At 37.1% G+C, this 12218-nt stretch carries 14 protein-coding genes; 11 read left to right on the top strand and 3 right to left on the bottom strand.

From position 1 onward, the window contains the following. Nucleotides 1–282, top strand: a 282-nt coding sequence (locus PHY73_08375; GenBank protein MDD3375716.1) for a leucyl aminopeptidase, incomplete at its 5' end; no start/stop codon positions are given. Nucleotides 283–306: 24 nt separating this feature from the next. Continuing rightward, nucleotides 307–1698: a class II fumarate hydratase gene (gene fumC / locus PHY73_08370; GenBank protein ID MDD3375715.1), complete on the top strand. Its 1392-nt coding sequence runs from the start codon at nucleotides 307–309 to the stop codon at nucleotides 1696–1698. Nucleotides 1699–1937: 239 nt separating this feature from the next. Here the strand turns inward: fumC and PHY73_08365 are convergent, their stop codons facing one another. Genes PHY73_08365 through PHY73_08355 form a run of 3 tightly spaced genes read right to left on the bottom strand, consistent with a single transcriptional unit; the run spans nucleotide 1938 to nucleotide 4731 of the window. Next, nucleotides 1938–3305 carry an NAD(P)(+) transhydrogenase (Re/Si-specific) subunit beta gene (locus PHY73_08365; GenBank protein ID MDD3375714.1) on the bottom strand — a complete coding sequence of 456 codons (1368 nt, stop codon included), beginning with the start codon at nucleotides 3303–3305 and terminating at the stop codon, nucleotides 1938–1940. A gap of 13 nt (nucleotides 3306–3318) precedes the next feature. Further along, on the bottom strand, nucleotides 3319–3609 hold the full coding sequence (locus tag PHY73_08360) for an NAD(P) transhydrogenase subunit alpha (protein ID MDD3375713.1): 291 nt from the start codon (nucleotides 3607–3609) through the stop codon (nucleotides 3319–3321). Nucleotides 3610–3612: 3 nt separating this feature from the next. After that, a complete protein-coding gene (locus PHY73_08355; protein MDD3375712.1) occupies nucleotides 3613–4731 on the bottom strand; it encodes a Re/Si-specific NAD(P)(+) transhydrogenase subunit alpha in 1119 nt (372 codons plus the stop codon). Between the two features lie 172 nt (nucleotides 4732–4903). Between PHY73_08355 and PHY73_08350 the strand changes: the two genes are divergently transcribed. From PHY73_08350 to msrB, 9 genes are read left to right on the top strand one after another with little or no spacing between them, the layout of a single operon-like run. Beyond that, entirely contained in the window at nucleotides 4904–5332 is a 429-nt protein-coding gene (locus PHY73_08350) for a SoxR reducing system RseC family protein (GenBank protein MDD3375711.1), read from the top strand. Then, entirely contained in the window at nucleotides 5329–6204 is an 876-nt protein-coding gene (locus tag PHY73_08345) for an RnfABCDGE type electron transport complex subunit B (GenBank protein MDD3375710.1), read from the top strand. Before PHY73_08350 ends, PHY73_08345 begins: the two co-directional genes overlap by 4 nt. Further along, a complete protein-coding gene (gene rsxC, locus PHY73_08340) occupies nucleotides 6201–7550 on the top strand; it encodes an electron transport complex subunit RsxC (protein MDD3375709.1) in 1350 nt (449 codons plus the stop codon). The genes PHY73_08345 and rsxC overlap by 4 nt, the downstream gene beginning before the upstream one ends. Next, a complete protein-coding gene (locus PHY73_08335) occupies nucleotides 7550–8554 on the top strand; it encodes an RnfABCDGE type electron transport complex subunit D (protein ID MDD3375708.1) in 1005 nt (334 codons plus the stop codon). The genes rsxC and PHY73_08335 overlap by 1 nt, the downstream gene beginning before the upstream one ends. Continuing rightward, the gene (locus PHY73_08330) at nucleotides 8547–9125 is read left to right on the top strand and encodes an RnfABCDGE type electron transport complex subunit G (GenBank protein MDD3375707.1); all 579 of its coding nucleotides are present in this window, start codon (nucleotides 8547–8549) and stop codon (nucleotides 9123–9125) included. Before PHY73_08335 ends, PHY73_08330 begins: the two co-directional genes overlap by 8 nt. Continuing rightward, entirely contained in the window at nucleotides 9122–9709 is a 588-nt protein-coding gene (locus tag PHY73_08325; protein MDD3375706.1) for an electron transport complex subunit E, read from the top strand. Before PHY73_08330 ends, PHY73_08325 begins: the two co-directional genes overlap by 4 nt. Beyond that, nucleotides 9709–10281 (top strand): electron transport complex subunit RsxA, encoded by a 573-nt coding sequence (gene rsxA / locus PHY73_08320; protein ID MDD3375705.1) that lies wholly within the window; start codon nucleotides 9709–9711, stop codon nucleotides 10279–10281. Before PHY73_08325 ends, rsxA begins: the two co-directional genes overlap by 1 nt. 23 nt (nucleotides 10282–10304) lie before the next feature. Continuing rightward, nucleotides 10305–10904 carry a MarC family protein gene (locus tag PHY73_08315; GenBank protein MDD3375704.1) on the top strand — a complete coding sequence of 200 codons (600 nt, stop codon included), beginning with the start codon at nucleotides 10305–10307 and terminating at the stop codon, nucleotides 10902–10904. 46 nt (nucleotides 10905–10950) lie between these two features. Continuing rightward, nucleotides 10951–11976, top strand: coding sequence for a peptide-methionine (R)-S-oxide reductase MsrB (gene msrB / locus PHY73_08310; GenBank protein ID MDD3375703.1), 1026 nt, complete (start codon nucleotides 10951–10953; stop codon nucleotides 11974–11976). Nucleotides 11977–12218 lie beyond the last annotated feature (242 nt).

Raw genomic sequence — 12218 nt, 5'->3', positions numbered from 1 at the left:
GCTGAAAAAACCGATGATCGGGCTTGGCGACTTCCAAGTTATCCCGAGCTAAAAGATCATCTGAAATCTCAGTATGCGGATCTAAGGAGTACTGGATTACCAAAAGGTGCGGCTGGCACTTGTTCGGCGGCAGAATTCTTGCGTCAATTCGTTGGTGATGCTAAATGGGCGCATCTTGATATTGCTGGGACGTCTTTTGTTGAGGGTTCTGCTCGCAGTTATTTTGGATTTGGCGCAACAGGATCTGGGGTTCGATTATTAACAGACGTTATTAAAAATTAGAAATTTAAAAGACGGAAACTTATTATGAAATTTCGGATAGAACATGATAGCTTAGGTTCAGTTAAAGTGCCTTTGAAGGCATTGTATGGAGCTCAAACAGCGCGTTCTTTAGAAAATTTTAATATTGTCGATGATCGTTTTTCATCTGACTTTATTAAATCATTGGTTATCGTTAAAAAGTCTGCTGCAATGGCAAACAAGGAACTCGGCGTTCTTTCTGCAAAAAAGATGGATCTTATTGTTCGCGCATGCGATGAAATTCTTGATGAGAAATTTAATGATCAATTTCCACTTTCAGTTTGGCAAACAGGCAGCGGCACGCAAACCAATATGAACGTGAATGAAGTTATTGCAAATAGAGCTATTCAGCTTGCTAAAGGAAAGATTGGAACTAAAAATCCTGTTCATCCGAACGATGACGTTAATATGTGCCAATCTTCAAATGATGTTTTTCCGACAGCTATGCATGTCGCAACAGTTATTGCAGCAACTCAAAGCTTGTTGCCGGCCCTTAAAAATCTTCAAAAAGAATTCTTAAAGAAATCAAAATCATTTTCTAAAATTGTTAAAATTGGACGTACTCATTTAATGGATGCTACGCCTTTAACCCTAGGCCAGGAGTTTTCTGGATATGCACAGCAATTGCTAAACGGGATCAAAGGAATCGAAGGATCTTTGCCGAGAGTAAAAGAGCTTGCCTTAGGAGCGACAGCTGTTGGCACAGGATTAAATGCGCATCCAAAATTTTCAAAAATAGCAATAAGAAATATTTCAAAATTAACTAATATTTCTTTTAAGTCTGCACCCAATAAGTTTGAGGCAATTGCAGCGCATGATGCTCTTGTGGCCTTAAGTGGTGCCTTAAAAGGTGCAGCTGTCTCTTTAATGAAAATCGCTAATGATATTCGTTTTCTTTCATCAGGACCGCGATGCGGCATTGGCGAGCTTATTTTGCCAGCTAATGAACCTGGAAGCTCCATTATGCCCGGAAAGGTCAATCCAACTCAGTGTGAAGCCATGACAATGGTTTGTGCGCAAATTATAGGCAACGACACAACCGTTTCTATTGCAGGGGCAAGCGGAAATTTTGAGCTAAATGTTTTTAAGCCAGTTATTATCTTTAATGTTTTGCAGTCAATCAAAATCTTATCAGATGCGTCGACGAGTTTTAGGGAAAAATGTATTTGCGGTATTAAGCCAAACCTTGAAAAAATTAAAGATAATTTGAATAATTCTTTAATGCTGGTAACGGCTTTGAATCCTGTTATTGGTTATGATCAAGCTGCTAAGATTTCTCAAAAAGCTTATAAAGAAAATATTTCGCTTAAAAGTGCTGCAATTCAGCTTAAGATTTTAAGTGAAAAAGAATTTGATCGAATTGTTGACCCTAAAAAGATGACTTCATCAAAACAATAGGAGGGGTTTTAGACTATGATGGATACAATTTTAACAATTTTGATTTTGCTTATTTTTGCTGCCCTTATCATTATTCCTGCCTATTTAGCTACAAAAAAAATGCGTAAGAAATAAAATAAATTTAAGTGTTCTGAATGAGAAATTTTGGGGTATTTTCGCGCATCAGGATTAATTTACCTTTAGCAAACAGCTTCAATCAATTGATTTACGTTATCTGAAAGATTTCGTAAATCATTTTTTTATTTAAATTCTGATACAATTCCAGAAATAGAGGCTTTGGCGTCTCCAAAGAGCATGCGGGTGTTTTCGTTAAAGAAAAGTTTGTTGGGGATACCGGCAAATCCTGCCGCCATTGATCGCTTAAGCACAAAAACAGTCTTTGCTTTGTAGACTTCAATGATCGGCATTCCATAAATTGGGCTTGATTCGTCATCTTCTGCTGCAGGATTAACAACATCGTTCGCACCAATTACAATACATACGTCAACACTATTCATGGTTGGATTAATATCGTCCATTTCAACTAATTGGTCATAAGGTACATTTGCTTCGGCAAGCAAAACATTCATGTGTCCAGGCATTCGTCCTGCAACAGGATGAATTGCATATTTTACATCAGCGCCATTTTTTTCTAATAATTCTCCAAGTTCTCGAACAACATGTTGAGCTTGGGCAACTGCAAGACCATAACCAGGGGTGATGACAACAGATTGGGCGGCCTCAAGTATTAGGTAGGCATCTTCAATGGTGATTGGATTTATTTCGCCTTCAGTTTCAGAGGATTGGTCCTTAACGCCAGAGCCGAACCCACTAAAAAGAACATTGGATAAAGAACGGTTCATAGCTTTACACATAATTCGCGTTAAGATAATTCCACTGGCACCAACAAGTGCACCAGCAACAATCAAAATATTATTTTGAATGACAAATCCAGCGGCACAAGCAGCTAGTCCAGAATAGCTATTTAAAAGAGAAATAACAACTGGCATATCGGCGCCTCCGATTGGAATGACAGAAGAGATGCCTAATATAAAAGAAAGTGCAATAATAAAAAGGAAAGTTGAATATGAGGTTTGTGGGCTGATAATCAAGATTATTCCAGAAAAAAGAAGGGCAATTAAAATGCCGAGATTTATCATCCTTTGTCCATCAAAAAGAATTGGCTTTGAAGGAAAGATGCCTTTTAGCTTTCCCCAAGCAACAATGCTACCAGTAAATGTAACTCCTCCAATTAAAACAGTTAAAAAAACTGTTATAATTGTTAAAGTTTCAAATGTTTGAGAGCAGTGATAAACAGCCCACCCAACCAAAAGGCTTGCAATGCCGCCGAATCCATTTAAAAGTGCTACCATTTCTGGCATAGCCGTCATGGCAACAAGGCGAGCTGCGAAGATTCCAATCATTGATCCGAGGACAATCCCTAAGACAATCCATTGAAAGCTTAATCCTTTTGTTAAAAGTGTGGCAACAATGGCCAGAAACATGCCGATTGCAGAAATCAAATTTCCTTTACGTGCCGTTAGAGGGGAGCTAAGCATCTTTAGGCCAATGATAAAAAGAATGGCCGCAGCAATATAAGATAAATTTATGATAAATGCAGTATTCAACAATTCCTCCAAATTATTTCTTTTTCTTAAACATAGCAAGCATGCGATCGGTTACAAGATATCCGCCAACAACATTAATTGTTGCAAAAATAACAGCCAACGTTCCCAAGACGGTACTTATCATATTTCCGTCCGTTCCAGCAGAAATCAGAGCTCCCACTAGCGTAATGCCAGAGATAGCATTAGATCCTGACATTAATGGCGTATGAAGAGTCGATGGAACTTTGGAAATAAGTTCAAACCCTAAGAAAATCGAAAGGGCGAGAATAAACAAAAGAAAAATAAGAGTGTTGATGTCGATCATAATTTAAAGCATTTCATTAACAATTGACCCGTTATATGTTACGAGGCAGCTTTTAATGATCTGATCGTCAAGATTCAGATCAAACATTTTTGTTTCTTTGTTCCAGAATTCTTTAATTAAATTATAAAGATTATTAGCGTACATTTCGCTCGCGTCAGGAGCAACAAAGGAAGGTAGTTTTGCTAATCCGACAATCTTAACATTGTTTATAATTTTTATTTTATTGATTTCAGATCCGCTGACATTTCCACCGGATTCAACTGCCATGTCGAGAATGACACTTCCAGGCTTCATTTGGCTAATCATTTCATCAGTGATAATTAAAGGTGCTGTTCTGCCAAAAACTTGGGCGGTTGTAACGATAATATCAGAAATTGAGCAAATTTTTGTCATTTGATCGCGCTGTTTTTTTATTTGTTCATCTGTTAGCTGTTTCGCATAACCATCTTTAGTTTTTTCAGTTTCTCCAATATCAATTTTAATGAATTTTGCACCTAAAGATTGAATTTGCTCGGCAACCTCTGGTCGCGTATCAAAGGCTTCGACGCGTGCGCCAAGTCGTTTGGCCGTTGCAATCGCTTGAAGACCGGCAACGCCAGCGCCAACAATAAAAACGCGTGCTGGCGAAATTGTTCCAGCAGGGGTTATCTGCATGGGCAGCACTTTTTGACTTTCTCGAGTCGCAATAATAACCGCAACGTAACCAGCCAAGCTTGCTTGAGAACTTAATGCATCCATTTTTTGTGCGCGTGTAATTCGCGGAATGAGTTCCATGCTGATTGCACTAATATTTTTCTTAGCAAGTAATTTGATAAGATTTTTTTCTTTAAACGGATTTAGAAAACTGATATAAATGCTTTGTTCTTTGAGAGAAGAAATTTCTTCCTCAGATGGTTTGTCTAGACGAAGAATAATATCGCAAGAGGACAGAATAGCCTTAGAATTATCCATAATTTTCGCGCCAGCTTTTTCATAAAGACTATCTGAAGCGAAAATAGAATCGCCAAGCCCTTTTTCAATTAAAACATTGAATCCAAGCTTAGTTAGTTTTTCAACAGAAGAGGGTGTTGCAGCGACACGCTTTTCATTGTTGTTCAATTCTTTAGTAATGCCAATGTTCATATATTTATAAAATTCCTTTTTTAAGTTATCTCATCTTAACAAAAACAAAAATTAAGCGCAAGAATTATTGGTCTTTTCTTGATAATAAGTCAGGTGAATCTTGACATTCTTTTTGCATACGTATATAGTAAGGTCAAATAAAAGATAAAATTCTTTAAAGGGTAAGGTTTTTTTGTTAAAATCATCCAAACTTATTTTGCATAATGGAAAAGTTGTTGAGGCGCATGACGATACCGTTAAAGTTATGATTCAAAGCGCTTCGGCTTGTTCCAGCTGTCATAGCAAGGATGCGTGTCCTGTTTCTGAGACAGAGCAAAAGGTCATTGAGATTAAGAATACAACTGAAAGCTTTTCTCCGGGAGATGATGTTATTGTCTATTTTGAGCAGGCCATAGGTTTTCATGCTCTTTTCTTGGGATATCTTTTTCCTTTTATTATTCTTTTTTCTGTTCTTTTAATATCTTTTTCGCTGACAGGAAAAGAATTAGTATCTGGAATTCTTGCTCTATTTGTTTTATTACCCTATTATCTAGGTCTATATTTATTTCGGGATAAGATTAAAAAGTCATTTCTATTTAAAATTGTAAAAAAAGACATATGAATTCTATCATTCTTTATACTATTACATCGCTTTGCTCTATTAGTATCCTCGCTGGTGTGATTCTTTATTATATTGCTAAGAAATTCAAAGTTGTTGAAGATCCTCGAATTGATGAGGTTAACGAAGTTTTGCCTGGAGTTAATTGCGGTGGTTGCGGTTATGCAGGGTGTCGAAATTTTGCAGAGGCTTGTGTGAAAGCAAAGGACTTGGATACCTTATTTTGTCCTGTTGGTGGAAATAAATGCATGAATGAGGTTGCAAAAGTTCTTGGTATTGAAGTGGTCGAGAAAGAGGCTATGGTTGCTGTGGTTCGCTGTAATGGATCCTATCAAAACAGACCTCGAACAAGCATTTATGATGGAACAACTTGGTGTAAAATTGTTCATAATTTATATGTAGGCGAAACTGGATGTTCCTTCGGGTGCTTGGGTTTAGGAGATTGTGTTAAGTCTTGTAAATTTGATGCTATTTCTATCGATGAAGTAACAGGACTCCCTGTTGTTGATGAGAAAAAATGTGTTGCTTGTGGCGCTTGCGTTAAAGCTTGTCCGAGACTGCTTATTGAGTTGCGCTTAAAAGGAAAAGCGAATCGACGCATTTTTGTGAGTTGTTCAAATACAGAAAAAGGTGGCATTGCTCGAAAAAATTGTGTAGCTGCTTGTATTGGTTGTGGCAAATGTGTTAAGGTCTGTCCTTTTGGTGCAATTGAGATGCGAGAGAATTTGGCATATATTGATTATAAAAAATGTAAGCTTTGCCGAAAATGTGTAACTGAGTGTCCGACTAAAGCAATTCATGAGATTAATTTTCCGCCGAAACTATCAAACCCAAAATTAGCGGATGAAATAAAAGTAAAAGAAATAAAGTCATGAGCGTGTATAAAAATTTAAAAACATTTCCAGTGGGCGGAATTCATCCCGAAGATCATAAACTTTCTGCGGCTAAGGCGATTGAATTTTTAAAGATTCCTGATATTATTTCGATTCCTGTTTCTCAGCATTTGGGTGCACCAGCAAAACCAATTGTTCAGATTAATGATCGCGTTAAAGTCGGTCAGGTTATTGCTGAAAGCGGTGGATATGTTTCAACGAATATTCATGCAAGCGCGTCTGGTATTGTGTCAAAAATTGATAATGTTATGGATGCAAGTGGATATAAAAGATTAGCGATTACGATAAAAGTTGAGGGCGATGATTGGTTTGAAGGTATTGAGTTAAGTCCAGATATTAAAAAAGAAATTATTCTTTCTAAGGAAGAAATTATTGCGAAACTTCAAAAAGATGGCATCGTTGGATTGGGTGGAGCAACGTTTCCTATCCATGTTAAATTAACGCCGCCGAAGGGAAAGATAGCTGACATTCTTTTAATTAACGGTGTTGAGTGTGAGCCTTTTTTGACATCAGATCATCGTTTGATGATCGAGAAAGGCGAAGAGATTCTAATTGGAACGCAAATTATTATGCAAGCTCTTGGCGTATCAGAATCATTAGTCGGTATTGAGTCAAATAAACCTGATGCGATCGAACATCTTTCAAAACTTGCAAAGAATTATAACGGAATTTGTATCGTGCCTTTAAAGGTACAATATCCGCAAGGCGCAGAAAAGCAATTAATTGAAGCTTTGACTTCTCGTCAAGTTCCCATTGGAGGACTTCCAATTGATGTTGGCGTTGTTGTTCAAAATGTTGGAACAGCTTTTGCTGTTTACGAATCAATCCAAAAAAATAAACCTTTGGTTGAGCGCGTTGTTACAGTGACAGGAAAAAATGTTCAGAATCCATCTAATTTTCTTGTTCGCTTTGGCGTCCCTATTTCAAATTTGATTGAAGCAGCAGGGGGGCTTCCAAATGAAACCGGTAAAATTATTAGCGGTGGGCCAATGATGGGAAAAGCACTAAATACACCCGATGTTCCTGTTACCAAGGGAACATCAGGAATTTTGCTGATTTCAGAAGCTGAATCAAAAAGGGGGGAAGTTTTAAACTGTATCCGTTGCGCAAAATGTGTTGGACATTGTCCTCTAGGATTAGAGCCTTATTTGCTTATGAGTTTAGTTGAGAAAGGATTTTATGATCAAGCGCAACAAGAACAAATTCTAAATTGTTGCGAGTGTGGAAGCTGTGCTTTTACGTGTCCAGCAGATAGGCCTTTACTAGATTATATTCGTCTTGGAAAATCAATCATTAATCAACGTTTGCGCGAGAAGAGTCCGAAATGATCAATAAAAAACTAGTTGTTTCTTTATCTCCACACACTTATGGAAAAGATTCCGTAACGCGTATCATGTATGATGTTTTGATTGCGCTTGTGCCAGCGTTTCTTGTTTCTATATATATGTTTGGTTTTGGAGCGTTACGCGTAACATTAATTGCAATTTTTTCATCGGTTTTATTTGAGTATCTTATTCAAAAATTTATGCTCAAAGTTAAGCCAACAATCAACGATGGATCTGCTATTATTACAGGTCTCTTGCTGGCGTTTAATGTCCCGAGTAATTTACCTTGGTGGATGATTATCGTTGGTAGCTTTGTTGCTATTGGGATTGCTAAAATGTCTTTTGGTGGACTCGGTAATAATCCTTTTAATCCAGCGCTTGTTGGACGCGTATTTTTATTTGTTTCTTTTCCCGTTGCAATGACAAGTTGGCCAGTGCCGATTGTGACGCGTTTTAAATTGATTGATGCGGTTACATCTGCAACGCCACTGTCTATTGTGAAGGAAGGGCTAAAAAATAATATTGCAGCATCTGAGTTGGCTTCAAAACTTCCGAGTTATGCAGATTTATTCTTTGGAAATCTCGGCGGATGTATCGGAGAGGTTTCTGCGCTCGCACTTCTTTTGGGTGGAATCTATTTGATTTATCGAAAAGTGATTAGCTGGCATATTCCAGTTGCGATGATTGGTGCGGTGGCATTATTTTCAGGCATTCTTTGGGGGCTTAATCCTGAAAAATATATGGACCCAATGTTTCAGATTTTAACCGGTGGCGTTTTTCTTGGAGCGATTTTTATGGCCACTGATATGGTCACATCGCCAATGACACCTAAGGGTATGATTATTTTTGGTATTTTGATAGGTTTGATTACTGTTGTGATCCGCGTATTTGGTGCTTATCCAGAAGGAGTTTCTTTTGCAATTTTAATTATGAATGCTTTTGTTCCGCTTATTGACAAGTTTTGTAAACCGCAAAAATACGGTGTCGTAAAGGTAAAAAATGGCTAAGAGAGAATCTAATTTTATTAATATGGTTTCAACGCTTTTTATTATTGCGCTCATTTCATCGTCATTGCTAGGCGTTGTTTACGAACGGACTAAGGGGCCAATCGCAAAAGTTGCACTCGACAAAAAGACAAAAGCTATTGCGCAGGTTGTTCCCGCTTTTGACAACAATCCTCTTGAGGATACCCGCATTATTGATATCGATGGTGAGGCTGTCACTGTTTACTTTGCTAAAAAACAAAATAAAATTGTAGGTCTTGCCATTGACACATTTACTCTTAAGGGTTTTTCAGGTTTGGTTCGACTGATGGTTGGTATTTTACCGGATGGAACAATCAAAAATATTGTTGTTCTTTCAGCGAATGAAACGCCTGGTTTAGGCGATAAGATTCAAAAAAGCAAATCAAATTTTTCTGATCAATTTAACGGAAAGAATCTTGACCGTTTTACCCTCAAGGTTAAGCAAGACGGGGGAGATGTTGACGCCATTACGGCGGCAACAATTAGTTCTCGTGCTTTTTGTGATGCGGTTCAGCGTGCATATGAAATATATTTACAGGAAATTAAGAAATGAATCAGTGGCAAAATTTTATTAAAGGATTTTTAAAAGAAAACCCCGTTTTTGTTTTACTTTTAGGACTTTGTCCAACTTTGGGTGTTACAACATCTGCGATGAACGGCCTTGGCATGGGGATTGCCACTGCATTTGTTTTGGTTATGTCAAACCTTGTTATTTCCTTAATAAAAGATCTAATTCCCGATAAGGTTCGCATTCCATCTTTTATTGTTGTTATTGCTTCATTTGTTACTGTCGTAGATCTCGTTATGGCCGGATACTTACCGGCATTACACGCACAACTTGGAATCTTTATTCCGTTGATTGTTGTTAACTGCATTGTTCTGGGACGCGCTGAAGCCTTTGCTTCTAAGAATAATATTTTCAGTTCAATTATAGATGGTCTTGGTATGGGGCTTGGCTTTACTTTTGCTGTTACTCTTTTAGGTGCTATTCGAGAAGCTTTAGGTGCAGGATCAATTTTTGGATTTAAATTTCTTACAAGCGATGGCATTCTTGTTTTTGCGATGGCTCCAGGTGCGTTTATCGTTTTAGGGTATTTGATTGCTTTAGTTAATCGACTTAACAAGGGAACTAAATAATGCAATATATTTTAATCATTATTTCCGCAGTTCTTGTGAACAATATTGTTTTAGCGCAGTTTTTAGGGATTTGTCCTTTTCTAGGTGTTTCAAAGAAGTTGTCAACAGCCGTTGGAATGGGGGCAGCAGTTTTATTTGTTATGACGCTTGCAACAATTGTTACATATTTGATTCAGAACTATATTTTAGTTCCACTCAAGATTGATTTTTTACAGACTGTTATTTACATTCTTGTTATCGCAGCCTTAGTGCAAATGGTTGAGCTGATATTAAAGAAGGTAAGTCCTGCGCTTTATCAAGCTCTTGGAGTTTTCTTGCCGCTTATTACAACAAATTGCACAATCCTTGGCGTTGCTATTCTTGTTGTTCGAAAAGATTATAATTTAATGGAAAGTACAGTTTTTGCTATTGCTAATGCTATTGGTTTTACGCTTGCTATTGTTATTTTCTCATCAATTCGAGAGCGACTAGAGCTCTTAGACATACCTGAATCCATGAAAGGCGTTCCCATCTCGCTTATTGTTGCTGGGCTTCTTGCGCTAGCTTTTATGGGTTTTGCAAATATTGTATAGTTTTTATTTTAAAGGAGATTCTGATGAATCTATATCTGAATTGTACGCTTGCCTTGATTGCACTGATTAATCCGATTAGTAAAATCTTTATTATTTCAACTTTTTCCCAAGAAACAAAAAAGGGTGAGCTTAATCGTGTTATTATTAAATCCACGATTATTGCCGCAGCTATCTTAATATCGTTTACGTTAATTGGAGATTTTCTTTTAAAAGCAATTTTTCGAATTGATATTTATTCTTTACAAATTGTTGGTGGTTTTATTCTTTTATTTCGCGGATTTCAAGCTTTAAATAAAGGTTTGTTTTTTGAAACAACTGCCAATCAAAAGCTAGAGGATGCTTCGATTGTTCCTTTGGCATCACCTATGATTGCAGGCCCTGCGACCATTACAGCGGCCGTATCTTTTCCGTCTCAATATGGAATGTTGGTAACTTTAGTCTGTATTGTTATTGCTGTTGCAATTAATTTTTGTGTTATGTTTTATGCACGTGCTATTGGCAAAGTTTTGAAACGATATAATCTTATGGGCGCGCTTATCCGCATCACAGGACTCGTTGTTGCTGCGATTGGCGTTCAGCTTATGTTGGATGGCATATCAGCATATATAAAGATGCATTTTTAATCGCATGAAAAAAATATATTTACTAACAATCATTTCTTTAATTCTTATGACTAATAATTCTTTCGCTGAAAAAACTGAAAAAGCAATATTCGCAGGCGGATGTTTTTGGTGCATGGAATCAGCGTTTGAGTCTATCGATGGCGTTATTGATGTTGTTTCGGGCTATGTTGGTGGGCAAAGTAAGAATCCAAGCTATGCCCAAGTTTCGACAGGAAAAACTGGACACCTGGAGGCCATTGAGATTACTTATAATCCTGCAAAAATTGATTACGCTAAGCTTCTTGATATTTTCTGGAAGAATATTGATCCTACTGATTCTCAAGGACAATTTTCTGACAAAGGAAGTCAATATCAAACGGCTATTCTTTATTTGACGCCGCAACAAAAAGAATTAGCCGAGATGTCAAAAAAACATTTGGGTGAATTGAAAATATTCGACACGCCTATTGCCGTGAAAATTATCGAAGCAGGACCTTTTTATACAGCCGAAGAATATCATCAAGATTATTATAAAAAGAACCCAATTCATTATAATGCGTATAAAGAAGGGTCTGGAAGAAAAAGTTTTTTAGAAAATACCTGGCAACCATACAAGGAAACACCGATTTGTCCACTTTCGTCAAAAAAAACTTTTAATTCAGAAAAAAGCAGCACTGGTAACTTAAAAAAGAAACTTACGCCAATGCAGTACAATGTCACCCAGATGAATGCAACTGAGCCGGCATTTCAAAATGAATATTGGGATAACAAGAAAGATGGAATTTATGTTGATGTTGTTACAGGCAAACCTTTGTTTGCGTCGGTCGATAAGTTTGATTCTGGAACGGGTTGGCCAAGTTTCAAGAAACCTATCGATAAAAATGAAATTATTGAAAAACAAGACAACAGTCTTTTTATGAAAAGGACAGAAGTTAAGGCCAAAGAAAGCGACTCTCATCTTGGCCATGTTTTTTCAGATGGGCCTGAACCAGATGGCCAGAGATTTTGTATTAATTCAGCGGCACTTCGATTTATCCCAAAAGAAGATCTTGAAAAAGAGGGATATGGCCAGTATAAAAATTTATTTTATTGACAAAATATTTTTTATAAATCATAATATGTTTGAGTTAATAGGGAGAGGGAAACTTGAAGCCGTTTGGGTAGAAAGATTTGCTCAGATGGTTTTTTTAGTTTGTACGCCATTATTGCCCTAGTTCTAATCAAAAAGTTTACAACTTCAGAATTAGGGTTATACTCAAAGATTGCGAAAGGAGGTTAAATAATGGCAAAAGGAACAGTAAAGTGGTTTAGTAACCAAAAAGGTTATGGTTTTAT

This window comes from Candidatus Omnitrophota bacterium, assembly GCA_028693815.1.
Classification (GTDB): domain Bacteria; phylum Omnitrophota; class Gorgyraeia; order Zapsychrales; family Aceulaceae; genus Aceula.
This window is presented reverse-complemented; position numbering and strand designations above follow the sequence as displayed.